Origin of the sequence: Luedemannella helvata (assembly GCF_039528415.1) — a bacterium.
GTDB lineage: Bacteria > Actinomycetota > Actinomycetes > Mycobacteriales > Micromonosporaceae > Luedemannella > Luedemannella helvata.
In genome coordinates this window covers 1-16,658 of sequence record NZ_BAAALS010000017.1, presented here as the reverse complement: position 1 = coordinate 16,658, position 16,658 = coordinate 1, and the positions used below count along the sequence as shown (strand labels likewise).

Below are 16,658 nucleotides of genomic sequence, written 5' to 3'. Positions count from 1 at the left end.
TGACCCCTCGCAGGAGAGAAATGATCAAGCAAGCTTTCCAGCGCTTTCTTGGCCCGGTAACGGCGAACCTGCTTGCCGTCCTGGCGTTCGTCATCGCGGTCGGCACCTCGTGGCGGTGGGTGACCCTGGCGCTGGTGACCGCGACACTCGCCGTCACCGTCCTGTACCGCGACGGCAACGGGCTCGGTCGCTACCTCGTCAGTCGGGCGCTGGTCGCTGGTGGCGTGCTCGCGGCGTTCATCCGCTTCCTGCCGGCCGAGGTGGACTGGGCGTTCAACATCTCCGCAGCCCTCACCCTGGGCTACATCAGCATGGAGACAGTGCTCAACCGGGTGTCCCTCCTGCCCATGGACTCCCGCCACCTGCGGGTGTCCGGGCGGCCGCTCAGCTGGCTCGTCAACGCGACGGTCGTCTTCTACGCGGACTGTGCGCTCGTCGCGCTGTTCGCCCTGGCGCCGATCATCGAGTTGCAGTCCTGGCTCGCGCTTGTGGCCGTCATCGCGGTCGGCCTGCTCCACAGCGCGCTGGCCCTGGAGTCCATCTACACGAAGACCTACCGCAGCGCCGGCCGCGACGACATCATCGCGGCGCTCACCCGCTACCAGCCGGAGTTCCTGATCCACTGGGACGCTCCGGCGGCCTCCGTGCGGCAGGTCGAAATGTGGCTGCCGTACCTGGAGCGGGTGGGCGCGCGGTTCGCGATCGTCGTGCGCCGCCGCCGCAACGTTGATGTGATGGCCGGGATCACCAACCGGCCGGTGGTGCTGGCCTCCAGCATCTCCGACGTCGACGCCGTCATGGCGCCGAGCCTCAAGGCCGTCTTCTACGTCAACAACGGCGCGAAGAACACGCACACGGTGCGCTTCGCCGAGCTCACGCACGTCCAGCTGCTGCACGGCGACAGCGAGAAGCAGCCGAGCTACAACCCGATCACCGCCATGTTCGACGAGATCTGGGTGGCCGGGCAGGCTGGCCAGGACCGGTACGCACAGAACGGCGTGGACATTCCCGCCGGGAAGTTCCGGATCGTGGGGCGCCCCCAGGTCGAGAACGTCAAGGTCGTACGAACGCCGATCAGTGAGATCAAGCACAAGGTCGTGCTCTACGCGCCGACGTGGATCGGCTACTTCGGCGACACGAACCACTGCTCGCTCGCGGTCGGTCACAAGATCCTCAAAGCGCTCCTCGCCCGGCCGGACGTCACCGTCATCATGCGGCACCACCAGCTGACGACGAAGAACGCCAAGTCCGCCGCCCAGCTCGCGGAACTCGAGAGGATCCTCGCGAAGGACCGGGCCGCCACCAAGCGCAAGCACCTGTGGGGCGACGCCACGTCGGCAGGCGAATTCGTGGACTGGGCCAACAAGGCCGACGCCATGATCGCCGACGTCTCCAGCGTCGTGTCCGACTTCCTCTACTCGGAGAAGCCGTTCGCGGTCACCGACATGCTCAACGAAGGCGACCAGATGGAGGCCTCGGCACGGATCTTCGGCGCCGCCTACCAGCTGCGCCACGACATGTCGAACGTCGCGGAGGTCGTCGGGCACCTGCTCGGCGACGACCCGAAGGCCGAGATCCGGCAGCAGCTCAAGGCGTACTACCTCGGCGACTTCCCCACCGAGCGGTACGCCGACGGCTTCGTGGAGCAGGCTCGCCGCACCCTGACCCGGCCCACCATGGGCGAGGTGCTCAATGGCGTCGCACCCATCCCCACCAAGGTCGTCATGGAGGTCAAGGAGAACGACGATGACGACGACGCCGAGTCGTACGGGCGGCACGCGTACGTGATCTCGCAACGCTCCTCCGTCGAGGACGAGGAGTTCTCCACCGCCAGCTGACCACCTACCGCGTTCACATCCTCACCGGGCAGGTCCCCCTGCCCGGTGAGGTTTTTTCGTTCCCGCTCGTGCTCGGTGACCGCGCCGCTACCGTCTGGCGACGGGTACGACGGGGTTTACGACACCGCTCCCCGGGGTATGCGGTCACATTCATTCGTCTCCCGCCGTCCCTCCCCCAGGCAGGAGGAACATGCTCCGACAGACACTGCTGCGTGCCCTCGGTCCGGTCACGGCCAATGCGCTCGCTGTCATCAGCTTCGTCATCGTTGTCGGCACTCCATGGCACTGGGTGGGCCTCGCGGTCGTCGCCGTGGCCCTCACGGTCAACTTCGTCCGGCATGGGACGCGAGGGCTCGGCAGGTTCATCGTCAGTCACACGGTCCTCGCCGCCGGCACGCTCGCCACGTACGCCGCGAGCGTGCCGGAGATCGACTGGGCGTTCTGCCTGGCCGCGACACTCACCATGGGATACATCAGCATGGAGAACGGGTTGGTCAAACTGGTCAATCCGGCCTTCCAGGTTCGGCACCTGCGGATGCGCGGCCGCCCACACACCCGGGTGCTGAACAGGAACACCGTCTACCTAGCTGACTGCGGCCTCATCCTGCTGCCGGCGGCGGCCACGATCCTCCAGTGGCCCTCGTGGGTACTGCTCGTCAGCGCGCTCGCGGTGGGCGTGCTCTACGGCGGACTGATCCTCGAAGCGCTGTACACGAGGTCGTACCGCAACGGCGGTCGCGGCGACCTGACCCGGGCGCTTGACCACTTCAAGCCCGACTTCTACCTGCACTGGGACTCGCCGCCCGACAGCGCGTACCAGGTGTTCATGTGGTTGCCGTACCTGAAACGGCTCGACCGCAGGTTCGCGGTCATCGTGCGCGACAGGCGGTCCTTCGACGTCGTGGCGGACGCCACGAGCGTGCCCGTGGTGCACTGCCCCACCATCGCCGCCCTGGACGCGTCCATGGTGCCCAGCCTCAGGGCGATCTTCTACGTCAACAACGGCATGAAGAACGGCCAGGCCGTACGGTTCCACGAACTCACCCACGTGCAGCTGCTGCACGGCGACAGCGAGAAGACCGCCAGCTACAACCCGGTGAACGCGATGTTCGACGAGCTCTTCGTGGCCGGCCAGGCGGCGATCGACCGGTACGCGCGCAACGGCATCCACATGCCGGCCGAGAAGTTCCGCATCGTCGGCCGCCCACAGGTCGAATCGGTCCGCGTAGTCGCCACGCCGATCTCCGAGATCGCGAACAAGACCGTGCTGTACGCGCCCACGTGGACCGGGTTCTTCACCGACACCAACCACTGCTCGCTGGAGATCGGCGAACAGATCGTTCGCGAGCTGTTCCGGCGCGATGTCACGGTGATCCTGCGCGCCCACCCGATGACGGCGAAGAACGCACAGGCCGCCGCGAACCTCGCGGAGCTGGAACGCGTCCTGGCGGAGGACCGCGCGGTCAGCAAACGTAGGCACGTCTGGGGCGCGGCGGCCGCAGCCGGCCAGTTCGCCGACTGGGCCAACCGCGCCGACGCCATGATCGCCGATATCTCCAGCGTCATCTCGGACTACCTGTACTCAGAGAAACCGTTCGCGGTGACCGACATGAACGACGAGGGCGACGAGCTGCTGGGCGCCGCCCCCATCGTCAAGGGCACGTACGTGATCAAGCGCGATGCCTCGAACCTCGCCGAGGTGCTCGACAACCTGCTCGTCTCCGACCCGCTGGCCGCGGTACGGCGGGCCGTCAAGACGTACTACCTGGGCGACTTTCCCGCCGAGGGATACGCCGACGTGTTCGTCAGGGAGGCCAACCGGGTGCTCGACTGCCCCCGGCGCGCCGCCACGGCGACAACCCCGGCGGCCGCCGCCATCTCGGCGATGGCCGAGGAGGCCGCCGCCGCCACCGAGGAGGCGGTCAACGCGGCCGACGGCGACGGCCTCGCGGTACCGGTGTCGCCCGGCCCGGCTCTCGTCGGGTACCTGGATCCCACTGAGGACGTGAGCCCGCACGCACCGGCGGGCTGAGGCCTCTCCGCGCGAACCGGCTCCGGCCCGGGCCGTCCGCTGCTAGCGTCGAGGCAGCGTGATGGCCCAGGCCGGAGGTGCTTTAGCCATGGCTGCCCCTGCTCAACAACGGCCAGCCGAGCGGTCCATCCCACGATGGACACTCGCGTTGGCCGCGGCCGGTCCGGTGCTCTACCTGGCGGCTCTCCTGCCGGCCCCGGTCCTGTTCGCGGTCGCCATGGCCGCCGCGTTCGCCGGTGAGGTGCTCCTGCCCCGGCACGCGCCGCGCCTGTCCGCGCGGCTGAACCGGGCCGGCCTCGGCACGACCACCCGGGGACTCCTGCGCGACGGTGCCCTGCCGCTGCTGCTGCTGCGCGAGGGCGGCTACTCGGCCACCACCGTGGTGGTCGTGAGCGTGCTCCTGCTGGTTGTGTCCGGCCTACGCGGGGCGGCCTGCGCCGCGCTGCGGGCCCTGGCCACCCTGCGCCGGCTGCCCATGCCGACCCGCAACCTCGACCTGTCGGCGCTGCGCCTGCCCGGCGCGCCGCCGCGCTGGCTGCCGCCGGGCGACAGCCACGCGTTGAAGCTGCTCAGCGCCCCCGCCGTGGCGGGTGTCCTCATCGACCTCTTCACGGGCGGCCGCGCCGCGACCGTGGCCGGCTTCGCGGTGAGCCTCGCCGCCGGGGCCGTTCTCCTCACCGCCGCCGGCATCCAGCTGCTGCGCCACCGCGTCCTCGCCGATACGCGTCGGCTGCGGGCCGAGGTGCTGCGCCAGGTCCGCGCGTACCGGCCGGAGGTGATCCTCTACTTCAGCATGGGGCCCGGGGCGAACACCACGTACCAGGTGGACACGTGGCTCGACACGCTCGCCGGCCTCGACCGGCGCACGATGATCCTGGTCCGCGAACGGCCGAACGTCATGCGCATCGGAGCGACCGCGCTGCCGATCGTGTGCGTGCCGGGTGGCCCGGACGTCATGGACCTGGACCTGCCCGACCTGCGCGTCGTGCTCTACCCCGGCAACGCCGGCAAGAACATCCACATGCTGCGCCGCAACGGCGTGCGGCACGTGTTCATCGCCCACGGGGACAGCGACAAGAGCGCCAGCACGAACCCGTTCACCCGGGCGTACGACGAGGTGTGGGTGGCCGGGCCGGCCGGCCGCGACCGGTACCGCGACGCGGGTGGGGCGGTGCGCGACGAGTCCATCGTGGAGGTGGGCCGCCCCCAGGTCGACGCCGTCCACACCGGACAGCCGGCGGGACCGTTCACCGTCCTGTACGCCCCGACGTGGGAGGGGTGGGCCGACGACCTCGCGGTCAGTTCGCTGGTGGCGATGGGTCCCGATATCGTGCGCGCGCTGCTCGCGCTCGACCCGGAGGTCCGGGTCATCTACAAGCCGCACCCGCTCACCGGCTACCTGGACCCGGCCGCCCGCCGGGCCCACCAGGCGATCGTCGGGTTGCTCGCCAACGACACGGACGCGCGTGCCGCCGACCCGGCCCGGGTGGCCGTCATCGCCGCCGAGGAGCCCGCGCGCGCGGCCGCGCGGCAGCGCCTGGACTCCCTGGGCCGGCTGCTCGCCGAGGGCCCGGTCCGGGGCCCGTGGTCCGACAACACCGCGCACGCGCTCGCCCACGGCCGGCCCGACCCGAAGCGTCTCGCGGCGCTGGTCGCCGCCCAACGGGCCCGGTGCGCCGCGTTCTGGGCCAGCGAGGGCTCATGGGCCCATCGAGTGGTCACCGGGCCCTGGCCCGACCTGTACTCGTGCTTCAACGAGGCCCACCTGATGATCGCGGACGTCTCGGCGGTCGTGTCGGACTTCCTCGCCGCCGACCGGCCGTACGTGGTGTGCGACCCCGGCGGCGGCGACGAGGCGGCGTTCCGCCAGCGGCACACGGCCGCGCGCGGCGGGCACGTGCTGACCCCGGCCGGCATCGGTGGGCTCGCCGACCTGGTCAACGCCGCCCGTACGCCCGGCGGCGACGTACTCGCCGCGCAGCGCGCGGCCACCCGCGCGTACCTGCTGGGCCCGGACTCACCCTCGGCCATGACGCGCTGGCGATCAGCGCTGGAGGCGCTGATCGCGCGCCCCTACGGCAGGACCGGGCTCAACGGGAGCCGCACCTCGTGGGCGGAGAAGGACCGTCAGGGCGACGCGAAGGTGACCTTCACGTTCTCGTAGCCGAGGGACTTGAGCATGGACGTGAGCATCTGCTCGGTGTTGCGCTGGGCGCGCGCCTGCAGCTCGCTCTCCCGGGCCGCCTGCGCGATCTTGTCCTCGGCGAGCTGGTAGACCTGCTGCTGGCGGTTGGGATCGCCGCCGAACAGGTCGCCCACCCGGTTGATCAGGCCGCGGTCCTCGTCGTAGACGTAGCTGCGGTCGTGGTCGAGGTTGGGTTTTTCGAGCTGGGGCGCCGGCAGGGTGATCTCGATGGACTTGCCGTCGGCCGACTCCTTGATCGCGCCCTCGCCCAGCGTCGAGAAGTCGACATAGGCGTTCACCGTGCCGGCCCCGACGAACAGCGTGCGGTCGTTGAAGATGAAGTCCGGCACGTACTTGTTGTTCTCCTGCAGGTCGATGAGGACCTGGAAGCTGCCCTCCGCGGCCACGTAACGGCTGAGGTCCTGGATCGACTTGAGCAGCACGGGGCCACTGCGGTCGGTCTTCTCCGTGGCGAAGGGGTTCTTGAAGTCGGGCCACAGATCCACCATCTTCAGGCCCAGCACCGCGGCGATCACGAGGCCCACCGTGCCGATGAGGGCGAGGAACCGCCGGAACCACCGGCCGGAGCGACGGTCGTCGGCCGGCGGCGCCGTGTCGAGCGGAACGGTCGGGTTCTCCCTGGTCGGCGTCGGTTCGACGTTATCGCGATCTGGCTGGTCGGTAGCCATCGCGCACCTTCCCCTCACACTGTGTGCGACCCACGGTACGGAATATGCCCGACATTAAGCGACGCCAACCACGGCCGCGTTCATACGGCCGGCCTCAGGTAGGGTGACCCCACAGCGGCGGGCATGTGAACACCGGGAGCTAACGCTGAACGCGATCACTCTGGAGCAGGTCCGGGCGTCCTCGAAGGCCCGCGACGCCTGGTTCACCGTGCTACTCGTCGACCCTATCGCGATGCGGCTGGTCAAGTGGGCGGCCCGCCATCCGTGGATCACCCCGAACCGGCTCACCGCCATGGCGTTCACGCTCGGCTGCCTCGCGGCGGCGTGCTTCGCCCAGGGCTCGCACGGCTGGCTGCTCGCCGGTGCCGGCCTCTACTACCTGAGCTTCGTGATCGACTGCATGGACGGCAAGCTCGCCCGCCTCATGGGCACCGGCTCGATCTTCGGCATGTGGCTGGACTTCATCTTCGACCGGCTGCTGGTCGTGATCTGCACGGTCGCGCTCATGGGCGGGCAGTACGCCCGCACGGACAACGTCGCCTTCGTCGTGCTGGGCGGGGTCGTCATCTTCCTCAACCTGTTCCGGTACGTGAACGGGCAGACCATGGTCCAGGCCCGCGAGCAGATGCGCCGCCAACTGGAGGATCTGCAGGCCAACGACCAGTCCGCCGCGCCGGCCGCCGGCCCGGTCGATTCGTTCAGCCAGCTGTCCACCGGCACCCGGGACAGGCTGGGCCGCTTCCTGGCCGTGCGGGACTTCCTCACCCGGCACCGGATGCGCGCCCAGCTGGTGAGCGCCATCGAGTTCCAGATGGCGATCTTCATCCTCGGCCCGGCCCTCGACGCCGTCATGCCGGTCACGATCATCTTCGGCTCGTTCCTGCTGCTCTTCGAGCTCGCGATGATCTTCCAGTTCTGGCTGTCGACCCGCACGTTCAACCGCCAGGTCGCCAAGCTCCGCAAGCGCACCACCGAGCACGCCCCGGTCATCGTCTAGCGCCCGCGTCAGGTGAAGGCCGGGATGCCCGTCAGGTGCTGGCCGATCACCAGTTGGTGGATCTCCGAGGTGCCCTCGTAGGTCAGCACGCTCTCCAGGTTGGCCGAGTGCCGCAGGACGGGGTACTCGAGGCTGATGCCGTTCGCGCCCAGGATCGTGCGGCACCCACGGGCGATCTCCAGCGCCTCCCGGACGTTGTTGAGCTTGCCGACGCTGACCTGCGCGGGCCGTAGCGCGCCGCGGTCGGCGAGCCGGCCGAGGTGCAGGGCCAGCAGGTAGCCCTTCTGCAGCTCCAGCGCCATGTCGGCCAGCTTGGCCTGGGTGAGCTGGAACCCGGCGATCGGCCGCCCGAACTGCTCGCGCGAGCAGGCGTACGAGATCGCGGTCTCCAGGCAGTCACGCGCGGCGCCGAGCGCGCCCCACACGATCCCGTAGCGGGCCTCGGTGAGGCACGACAGCGGCGCCTTCAACCCGTCCGCGGCCGGCAGCTCAGCCGACAAGGGCAGGCGCACCTCATCGAGCACGATCTCGCCCGTCGAGGACGCGCGCAGCGACAGTTTGTGCCTGATCTCGTTGGCGGTCACGCCGGGCGTCGACATCGGTACGACGAAACCACGCACGACATCGTCGACGCGTGCCCAGATGACCCCGACGTCCGCCACCGGCGCGTTCGTGATCCACATCTTCGTGCCGTGCAGCACCCACTCATCGCCGTCGCGGCGCGCCCGCGTGTCCATGGAACCCGGGTCGGAGCCGTGGTCGGGCTCGGTCAGCCCGAAGCACCCGATCGCCTCACCCGTGGCCATCGAGGGCAGCCACGTGGATTTCTGCTCCTCGGAGCCGTACCGCCAGATGGCGTACATGGCGAGCGACCCCTGGACGCTCACGAGGCTGCGCACGCCGGAGTCGGCGGCCTCCAGCTCGTGGCAGGCCAGGCCGTACGCGACCGCGGAGGCGCCCGCGCAGCCGTACCCGGTCAGGTGCATGCCGAGCAGCCCCAGCGCGCCGAAGTCGCGGGCCAGCTCGCGCGTCGGGGCGCGGCCCTCCTCGAACCAACCGGCCACATGGGGGCGCACGCGCGCGTCCACGAGGCGGCGCACGACGGCGCGGATGTCGCGCTCGTCCTCGCTCAACAGTGAGTCGAGTTCGAGCAGTTCAAGCGGTGAAACGCGGGACGGCATGCCGCCCAACCTAAAGCACGAGCACCCGCGCGTGAATGCTGGTGCGCTGCTGCAGCGCGGCGCGCAGCGCCCGGTGCACGCCGTCCTCGAGGTAGAGACCGCCGTCCCACTGCACCACGTGCGGGAACAGGTCGCCGTAGAAGGTCGAGTCGTCCGCGAGCAGCCGGTCGAGTCCCAGCTCACGCTTTGTGGTGATGAGCTGGTCGAGCCGCACCGGACGGGGCGGGATCTCGGCCCACTGCTTCATCGTCATGCCGTGCTCCGGGTATGGCTGCCCTTCCTGCACAGCTTTGAAGATCACGACCCACCCTCCCCTCCGGTCACACCACCACCGCCGGCGCTAGCCTACCGACTCCGCGCCACCGCGGGTGCCGGCGTCACCACCGGCCGCGGTGAACCACCTCTTCGACCGGCTTGCGGCCCCGCTTCAACGATTTCGACCGGTGGTCGTCGGCGCGGTAGCCCACGCTGACGGCCCCGATCGGCGTGAACTCCTTCGGCACGCCGAACGCCTCCCGGTACTCGGTGACCTGCTCCGGTGGTACCCCGAAAAAGCACGCCCCAAGCCCTTCGTCGACGGCCGTGAGCAACATGAGCAGGCTCGCCATGCCGGCGTCGATGTCCCAGTACGGCACGGGCCAGTGCGACTCGTCGCGGTCGGTCCAGCCCTTGTCCGGCTCGGCGTACCGGTCGAGGTAGGCGCTCTTGTTGCTGTGCGCCACGACGATCAGCGGGGCGGTGCGCATGTTGACGAGCCACTGCTGCCACTGGTCGGTCTTCGGGGTCGCCGCCGCCCAGAACCGCTCCCGGTCCTCCCGCGACTCCAGGACGAGAAAACCCCAGCCCTGGGAGAATCCGGCCGACGGGGCCCGGGTGGCATGCTCCAGCAACCGGTCGACGATCTCCGGGGGCACCGGGCGGTCGGGGTCGTAGTTACGGACCATCCGCCGCCGGCGCACCACGTCACGAAATTCCATACGCCCTATCCTGGCCGTTCAGCCGGGCAGCCGGGCGTCGATGCCCCAAGCGCCCTGCCAGCTCCCGCCCGGCTCCAGGACGATGACGTCGCGGCCCGAGCGGAACGCGTCCGGCGGGCAGGTCATCGGCTCGATCGCGGCCGCCCGGCGGTAGCGCTCCCCGCTCAGCGTGTCGCTCGTGAACACCTGCCACCAGCCGAACTTCTCGTCGGCCCAGACGCGCACCCGGGCGCCCGCCGCCGAGGACAGCTCGACGGCAGAGCCCCCGTCGGGCCCGCGCGCCACGTCGCCGAACGCGGTGTCCAGCACCAGCTTGCCGAGCTGGCGCGGCTCGGTGAAGTCGAACTCGGTGCCGGCGACGCGGGCCGCGCCGATCGGCAGCAGCCGCGCGTCCGTGAGCAGCCGGCTGCGCCCCGGGACGCGCAGCAGCGCCTCGTCGACTCCCGAAAGTCCGGGGACCTTGAGGTACGGGTGGACGGAGAAGCCGAACGGGGCCGGCTCGTCGCCCAGGTTCGTCACCTCGTGGGCGGCGCGCAGCCCGTCCGCGCTGACGGACCACTCGGAGCGCAGGCGCAACGGCCACGGGTACCCGGGCTGCGCCGGCAGGTCGTAGCCGAGCACGACCCGGTCCGGGCCGGCCTCCAGCTCACTCCAGCGCACCCAGTTGACCAGGCCGTGGATGGCGGTATGCCGGACCGGCTCCGAGAGCCCGAGCTGGTGGGAGACGCCGCCGAAGGTGTAGCGGCCGTCGCGGATGCGGTTGGGCCAGGGCGCCAGGACCTGCCCGGAGGAGCCGGGCGGCAGCTCGTTCGCGGCGTACTCGTCAATGATCTCGACGCCATCCAACCGGAGGGCCCGCACGCCGCCGCCCACCTCGACCACAACGGCCTCATATCCATCGGCCTTGATGGTCCACTGCTCACCGCCGGGGATGAACCCCATGTCGTCCCGCCTTTGCTCGCCTAGGACTGTATGTGTCAGGCGACCCTACCGATTGCCGCGGGCAAGCGCGTACCGCGCCCGGGTGACCGTCACGGTCCCAGCCGCTCCACGAGCCACCCGGCCCCGTCGCGGCGGTATCGCAGCCGGTCGTGCAGGCGGCCCGTGCGGCCCTGCCAGAACTCCACGCTGTCGGGCACGACCCGCAGGCCACCCCAGTGCGGCGGTGCGGGCACCTCGTCCGGGAACCGCCGCGTCACCTCGGCGAGCAGGGCGTCCAGCTCGGCCCGGTCGGCCACCGGCCGCGACTGCGGGCTCGCCCACGCCCCGAGTTGGGCGTCGCGCGGGCGGCTCGCGAAGTACGCCGCCGACTCCGCCTCGCTCACCCGCTCGGCCCGGCCGCCGACCACGACCTGTCGCCCCGCCGGGAACCAGGGGAAAACCAGGCTGCAGTACGGGTTGACCGCCAGCTCGCCGCCCTTGCGGGAGCCGTAGTTCGTGAAGAACGTGAAACCGCGCGCGTCGAGGCCCTTGAGCAGGACCGTCCGGGCGCTCGGCCGGCCCTCGGCGTCCGCCGTCGCCAGGATCATCGCGTTCGGCTCGACGAGCCCGACCTCCACCACGTCGGCCAGCCAGTGTTCGAACTGCGTGAGCCAGTCCGGGGCCAGTTCGTCCTCGGCCAAACCGTGCCGGGCGTACTCCTGCCGCATGGCGGCGATCTGCGTGGTCACGGCTCCATCTAACTCCTCGCGGCATACCCGCGTTCGCCCGCGCCGGCCCTCGACGGCGGGGGAAGATGTCGCAAGCGGCACACTGCCGACGGCTCGCGGCCGGACTACACGCGGTGCAAGATGGCCCAATAACCATCTGCCGTCGCGGTGCGACCCACTGCGACGAGTCTGCTGGGCGTCACCGTCGACGCCCACACCGTCCAGGGAGATGAGATGTCCGATTTCAAGCCGGGCCTGGAGGGCGTGGTCGCCTTCGAGACGGAGATCGCGGAACCCGACAAGGCCGGCGGCGCGCTGCGCTACCGCGGCGTCGACATCGAGGACCTGATCGGCACGGTGTCATTCGGCAACGTGTGGGGATTGCTCGTCGACGGCAAGTTCGGGCCCGGACTGCCCCCGGCGGAGCCGTTCCCGGTGCCGGTGCACTCCGGCGACATCCGGGTCGACGTGCAGTCCGCCGTGGCCATGCTCGCCCCGTACTGGGGACTTGGCCAGTTGCTCGACATCTCCGACGCGCAGGCCCGTGAGGACCTGGCCCGCGTGTCGGTCACCGCGCTCTCGTTCGTCGCGCAGTCCGCCCGCGGGCTGGGCCTGCCGGCCGTCCCGCAGAAGGAGATCGACACCGCGTCGACGATCGTCGAGCGGTTCATGAAGCGGTGGCGGGGCGAGCCGGACCCGCGGCACGTCAAGGCCGTCGACGCGTACTTCATGTCCGCCGCCGAGCACGGCATGAACGCGTCCACCTTCACCGCCCGGGTCGTCGCCTCCACGGGCGCCGACGTGGCGGCCTGCATCTCGTCGGGCATCGGCGCCCTGTCGGGCCCACTGCACGGCGGCGCGCCCTCCCGGGTGCTCTACATGATCGAAGAGGTCGAGCGTACGGGCGACGCGCTCGGGTACGTGCGCAGCGTGCTCGACAAGGGGGAGCGCCTCATGGGCTTCGGGCACCGGGTCTACCGGGCCGAGGACCCGCGCGCCCGGGTCCTGCGCCGCACCGCCCGTGAACTGGGCGCGCCGCGCTACGAGGTGGCCGAGGCGCTGGAGAAGGCCGCGCTGGAGGAGCTGCACGCCCGCCGGCCCGACCGGGTGCTGGCCACGAACGTGGAGTTCTGGTCGGCCGTGGTGCTGGACTTCGCCGAGGTCCCCGCGCACATGTTCACCTCGATGTTCACCTGCGCCCGGGTCGCCGGGTGGAGCGCCCACGTCCTGGAGCAGAAGAAGCTGGGCCGTCTGGTCCGGCCGTCGGCGACGTACGTCGGCCCGGCCACCCGCAAGCCACAGGACGTCGAGGGCTGGGCGACCATCCACACGGACTGATACTGGCTGCTTTTGTCGCGGACGGTCATGGGAGGATGCCTGGTGGCAGCGCCGCCGGCACCCATGACCGTCCCGCGCCCAGGAGAAGGAACCGACGTGGCCGACCTGAGCAACATCCGAATCCCTGACGAGATCAAGCCCGCCGACGGTCGCTTCGGCGCCGGCCCCAGCAAGGTGCGGCCGGAGGCCGTCTCCGCCCTCGCGTCGGTGGCCGAGAGCTTCCTCGGCACGTCGCACCGGCAGAAGACCGTGAAGTCCCAGGTCGAGCGCCTGCGCACGGGCCTGGCGGAGTTCTTCTCCCTGCCCGAGGGCTACGAGGTCATCATCAGCAACGGCGGCGCGACGGCGTTCTGGGACGCGGCGACCTTCGGCCTGATCCGCGACCGGGGCCAGTTCGCCTCGTTCGGCGAGTTCGGCGCCAAGTTCGCCAAGGCCGCCAAGGAGGCGCCGTTCCTGGGCGACCCGACGGTCGTCAAGGCCGACCCGGGCACCGCGCCCACGCTGGTCGCCGAGGCGGGCGTGGACGTCTACGCCACCCCGCACAACGAGACGTCGACCGGCGTGGCCGTCCCGGTCGTCCGCGTGGCCGGCGCCGACGAGGGCGCGCTCATGCTGCACGACGGCACCTCGGCCGCCGGCGGCCTGGACGTCGACCTCACCCAGACGGACGTGTACTACTTCGCCCCGCAGAAGTGCTTCGCCTCCGACGGGGGCCTGTGGATCGCGCTCATGTCGCCCGCCGCCCTCGCCCGGGTCGATGAGATCAAGGCGACGGGCCGCTACATCCCGGCGTTCCTCGACCTGGCCACGGCCGTGGAGCAGTCCCGCCTGCAGCAGACGTACAACACCCCGGCGCTGGCCACCATCTTCCTGGCCGCCGAGCAGACCGACTGGATGAACGTCCAGGGCGGCCTCGGCTGGGCCGCCAAGCGTACGGCGGAGAGCGCCGCGGCCATCTACGGCTGGGCCGACCGCTCGGAGCTCGCCACGCCGTTCGTGACCGATCCGGCGCTGCGCTCCAATGTGGTGGCCACGATCGACTTCGCGGACAGTGTGGACGCCGCGGCGCTCGCCAAGGCGCTGCGCGCGAACGGCATCGTGGACACGGAGCCGTACCGCAAGCTCGGCCGCAACCAGCTCCGCGTGGCCCTCTACCCGGCCGTCGACCCGGCCGACGTGGAGGCGCTGACCGCCTGCATCGACTACCTTCTCCCCCACGCGACCGCCTGACACGGTGTCCGGGTGATGGCCATCTCGGCCATCACCCGGAAGGTCTCCCGGCGTGGCCTGCTGCGTGACGTTGACGTCCGGCGTACCGTGGTCGCAGGCGCACGACAACGGTAGGGAGGAACGCCGATGCGACAGGTACGCTTCGTCGCCCTCTCCGAAGACGGTCACGCCCTCGTCCTGGCCGACGAGATCGGCCACCTGCTCGCCCTGCCGCTCGACGAGCGGGTCAACGCCGCCCTGGCACCCGAGCGCGGCACGCAGCTGACGCTGGCAACGCCGGAGACGACGCCGTTGCTCGCGCCCCGCGACATCCAGGCCCGCATCCGCGCCGGCGAGACCGCCGACGAGGTGGCGCGCGTGGCCGGCGTCCCGGTCGACCGCGTCCTGCGGTACGCGGGCCCGGTCCTGCAGGAGCGCGCGATGCTGGCCCAGCACGCCCGGCGCACCCGCATGAAGGTCGGCGACACCGTCGGCAAGATCACACTGGCTGAGGTCGTCGATGTGCGCCTCGGCCAGCACGGCGTCGACCTGGAGAAGATCTCCTGGGACGCCTACCGGCGCGACGACGGCACGTGGCGCATCGTGGCGACCTGGCCGTCCGGCAAGGCCACGGCCACGGCCGTCTGGGAGCTCGACAAGGCCCGCCAGGTCGTCACACCGCACGACGAGATGGCGCAGTATCTGTGCACCGACCGGTCCGCGCCGGCCCACGAGATGGTCCGCGGCCGCGAGCCCGCGCGCCCGGAGCCGGGCCGGGGCGGTCACGAGCCGATGCGCGCCCCCGCCAGCGAGCCGCGCCGCGAGCCGGCCCGTCCGGGCCGCGACCCGATCCGCGCGGGCCGCGACGCCCTGCTCGCGTCCCTGGACCGCCCGCTGCAGCCGACCGGCGGCACGCGCAGCCTCGAGCCCTTGTCCACGGAGCCGCGCCGCCCGGCGGCCGTGCAGCCGTCGGCCTTCGAAGACGACCGCGACGTGCCCCAGCAGGTGCCCGCGGTCCCTTCGCTCGCCGTCCTGCGCCCCCGCCGCGGCCCGGCCGCCGGCGAGCAGCCGAGCGACGACGCCCCCGCGGCGGCCGAGAAGCCCCGCAAGCGGGCCCCGAGCTGGGACGACGTCCTCTTCGGCGGCGCCCCCACGGCCCGCGACGCCTAGAGCGCGCCGACGATCACGTTCGTCGGCCGTCCTAGGTGAGCCGGAAAGGCCAACGGATCACACGAACCGTGGCGGTACGCACTGGTACCGCCACGGTTCATCGCTCCGTTCATGATCATGCCGCGGACCGCTGACCCAGCCCGCCACGCCCTAACCCGCACGCGTTCTCACGCGCTCGCCGGCCAAGGTGCGCAGTGAGGATGGTGGGGTGACTGGGCGGGTCGGCTGACTCGCAAAAGCGCTGGCCGATGGTTGTGCCTTGAAAGTGATCCGTCGCCGGTTCGGCCTGGTCACGAAAATGCGTGTGACCGGACGGGCGGCGTGACCTGATAGGAGCTTGGCTGGGCCCCGTCACTGTGTTGTCTGAACCGCCCCGGGTCTGGTGGAGTCCTCAGGCTGTGACCAGGTGTTTCTGGTCGGGGGCGGTGTGAGCGTAGAACATCGATTCGTACTCTGCGGGTGGGCGGTGCCCGAGGGCGGAGTGCAGCCGGTGGTTGTTGTACCAGTCGACCCATTCCGCGGTGGCCAGTTCGACCTGGGCCAGGCTGCGCCACGGCCGCCGCGGTTTGATCAGTTCGGTCTTGTAGAGGCCGATCGTGGATTCCATCAGCGCGTTATCCAGCGCGTCGCCGACGGTGCCGATCGAGGCGTCGATCCCCGAGGCGAGGAGGTGGGTGGTGAACCGGAACGACGTGTATTGGGAGCCGGCATCCGAATGGTGGATCAGGCCGGGGCCGGCGGGGCGTCCGTCACGGTCGCGGCGCCACAGACCCATGTCCAACGCGTCGAGGACCAGGGGTGTGCGCTTGTTCGTCGCGGCGGACCAGCCCATGATCGCCCTGGAGTAGACGTCGACGACGAAGGAGACGTAGACGACGCCGGCGAACGTGCTCACGTGGGTGAAGTCCGCGACCCAGCACCGGTTGGGGGCTGCGGCCGTGAAGCGGCGGCGCACGAGGTCACCGGCCCGTTGATGGTCGGGGTTGGCGATGGTGGTGCGGATTCGGCGGCCCCGCACGACGCCGCGTAGGCCGGCCTGGCGCATCAGCCGCTCGACCGTGCACCGGGCCACCGCCACGCCCTCACGGCGTAGTTGGGCCCAGACCTTGCGGGCGCCGTAGACGCCGTAGTTGGCCGCGTGGACCCGCCGGATCAGCTCCAGCAGCTGGGCGTCGGTGACGGCACGTGCTGAGGGCGGCAGCGCCTTGGCCTTGTAGTAGGTGGAGGGGGCGATCTTGTGTCCGTGTTCGGTCAGGACACGGCAGATCGGCTCGACTCCGCCGAAGCGGGCCCGGTACTCGTCGATGAATCTCACGAGCGTGTGTGTGGCCGGTCGAGCTCGGCCGCGAAGAAAGCCGACGCCGCCTTCAAGATCTCATTAGCGCGGCGTAGT

At 70.7% G+C, this 16,658-nt stretch carries 13 protein-coding genes and 1 pseudogene; 7 read left to right on the top strand and 7 right to left on the bottom strand.

Features of this window, described 5'->3' with window-relative positions; translation table 11 throughout:
* Positions 1-20 precede the first annotated feature (20 nt).
* From ABD191_RS17730 to ABD191_RS17720, 3 genes are all read left to right on the top strand, one after another.
* A complete protein-coding gene (locus ABD191_RS17730; protein WP_344082992.1) occupies positions 21-1,838 on the top strand; it encodes a CDP-glycerol glycerophosphotransferase family protein in 1,818 nt (605 codons plus the stop codon).
* 190 nt (positions 1,839-2,028) lie between these two features.
* On the top strand, positions 2,029-3,870 hold the full coding sequence (locus ABD191_RS17725) for a CDP-glycerol glycerophosphotransferase family protein (RefSeq protein ID WP_344082990.1): 1,842 nt from the start codon (positions 2,029-2,031) through the stop codon (positions 3,868-3,870).
* An 88-nt stretch (positions 3,871-3,958) separates the two neighbouring features.
* Entirely contained in the window at positions 3,959-6,034 is a 2,076-nt protein-coding gene (locus ABD191_RS17720; RefSeq protein ID WP_344082988.1) for a hypothetical protein, read from the top strand.
* On the opposite strand, the gene ABD191_RS17715 is transcribed toward ABD191_RS17720, so the two are convergent.
* The gene (locus ABD191_RS17715; protein ID WP_344082986.1) at positions 5,998-6,744 is read right to left on the bottom strand and encodes a DUF4230 domain-containing protein; all 747 of its coding nucleotides are present in this window, start codon (positions 6,742-6,744) and stop codon (positions 5,998-6,000) included. The two genes, ABD191_RS17720 and ABD191_RS17715, sit on opposite strands and share 37 nt — an antisense overlap.
* Before the next feature lie 232 nt (positions 6,745-6,976).
* On the opposite strand from ABD191_RS17715, the gene ABD191_RS17710 reads away from it, so the two are divergent.
* Complete coding sequence (locus ABD191_RS17710; RefSeq protein ID WP_344082984.1) at positions 6,977-7,741, top strand: CDP-alcohol phosphatidyltransferase family protein; 765 nt, start codon at positions 6,977-6,979, stop codon at positions 7,739-7,741.
* Between the two features lie 8 nt (positions 7,742-7,749).
* Here ABD191_RS17710 and ABD191_RS17705 read toward each other — a convergent pair whose 3' ends face one another.
* From ABD191_RS17705 to pdxH, 5 genes are all read right to left on the bottom strand, one after another.
* The gene (locus ABD191_RS17705; protein ID WP_344082982.1) at positions 7,750-8,922 is read right to left on the bottom strand and encodes an acyl-CoA dehydrogenase family protein; all 1,173 of its coding nucleotides are present in this window, start codon (positions 8,920-8,922) and stop codon (positions 7,750-7,752) included.
* Between the two features lie 10 nt (positions 8,923-8,932).
* Positions 8,933-9,223: a type II toxin-antitoxin system VapB family antitoxin gene (locus tag ABD191_RS17700; RefSeq protein ID WP_344082980.1), complete on the bottom strand. Its 291-nt coding sequence runs from the start codon at positions 9,221-9,223 to the stop codon at positions 8,933-8,935.
* Positions 9,224-9,299: 76 nt separating this feature from the next.
* Positions 9,300-9,899, bottom strand: a complete 600-nt coding sequence (locus ABD191_RS17695) for a nitroreductase family protein (RefSeq protein ID WP_344082978.1) — start codon at positions 9,897-9,899, stop codon at positions 9,300-9,302.
* An 18-nt stretch (positions 9,900-9,917) separates the two neighbouring features.
* On the bottom strand, positions 9,918-10,841 hold the full coding sequence (locus ABD191_RS17690) for an aldose 1-epimerase family protein (RefSeq protein ID WP_344082976.1): 924 nt from the start codon (positions 10,839-10,841) through the stop codon (positions 9,918-9,920).
* 89 nt (positions 10,842-10,930) lie between these two features.
* Positions 10,931-11,569, bottom strand: a complete 639-nt coding sequence (gene pdxH, locus ABD191_RS17685) for a pyridoxamine 5'-phosphate oxidase (protein ID WP_344082974.1) — start codon at positions 11,567-11,569, stop codon at positions 10,931-10,933.
* Between the two features lie 213 nt (positions 11,570-11,782).
* Between pdxH and ABD191_RS17680 the strand changes: the two genes are divergently transcribed.
* The 3 genes from ABD191_RS17680 to sepH all read left to right on the top strand — a co-directional run bounded on the left by ABD191_RS17680 (position 11,783) and on the right by sepH (position 15,265).
* Complete coding sequence (locus ABD191_RS17680) at positions 11,783-12,886, top strand: citrate synthase 2 (protein WP_344082972.1); 1,104 nt, start codon at positions 11,783-11,785, stop codon at positions 12,884-12,886.
* A 96-nt stretch (positions 12,887-12,982) separates the two neighbouring features.
* Positions 12,983-14,116, top strand: coding sequence for a phosphoserine transaminase (gene serC, locus ABD191_RS17675; RefSeq protein WP_344082970.1), 1,134 nt, complete (start codon positions 12,983-12,985; stop codon positions 14,114-14,116).
* Positions 14,117-14,242: 126 nt separating this feature from the next.
* Entirely contained in the window at positions 14,243-15,265 is a 1,023-nt protein-coding gene (gene sepH, locus ABD191_RS17670; RefSeq protein ID WP_344082968.1) for a septation protein SepH, read from the top strand.
* 391 nt (positions 15,266-15,656) lie between these two features.
* On the opposite strand, the pseudogene ABD191_RS17665 reads toward sepH, so the two are convergent.
* Positions 15,657-16,583, bottom strand: a pseudogene (locus ABD191_RS17665) (IS3 family transposase); the annotation flags it as partial.
* Positions 16,584-16,658 lie beyond the last annotated feature (75 nt).

Coding starts and splice junctions, on each gene's coding strand:
- ABD191_RS17695 (WP_344082978.1), bottom strand. CDS start 9,899: ATGGAATTTCGTGACGTGGTGCGCCGGCGGCGGATGGTCCGTAACTAC.
- ABD191_RS17690 (WP_344082976.1), bottom strand. CDS start 10,841: ATGGGGTTCATCCCCGGCGGTGAGCAGTGGACCATCAAGGCCGATGGA.
- ABD191_RS17680 (WP_344082972.1), top strand. CDS start 11,783: ATGTCCGATTTCAAGCCGGGCCTGGAGGGCGTGGTCGCCTTCGAGACG.
- ABD191_RS17715 (WP_344082986.1), bottom strand. CDS start 6,744: ATGGCTACCGACCAGCCAGATCGCGATAACGTCGAACCGACGCCGACC.
- ABD191_RS17720 (WP_344082988.1), top strand. CDS start 3,959: ATGGCTGCCCCTGCTCAACAACGGCCAGCCGAGCGGTCCATCCCACGA.
- ABD191_RS17705 (WP_344082982.1), bottom strand. CDS start 8,922: ATGCCGTCCCGCGTTTCACCGCTTGAACTGCTCGAACTCGACTCACTG.
- ABD191_RS17725 (WP_344082990.1), top strand. CDS start 2,029: ATGCTCCGACAGACACTGCTGCGTGCCCTCGGTCCGGTCACGGCCAAT.
- ABD191_RS17710 (WP_344082984.1), top strand. CDS start 6,977: ATGCGGCTGGTCAAGTGGGCGGCCCGCCATCCGTGGATCACCCCGAAC.
- sepH (WP_344082968.1), top strand. CDS start 14,243: ATGCGACAGGTACGCTTCGTCGCCCTCTCCGAAGACGGTCACGCCCTC.
- ABD191_RS17730 (WP_344082992.1), top strand. CDS start 21: ATGATCAAGCAAGCTTTCCAGCGCTTTCTTGGCCCGGTAACGGCGAAC.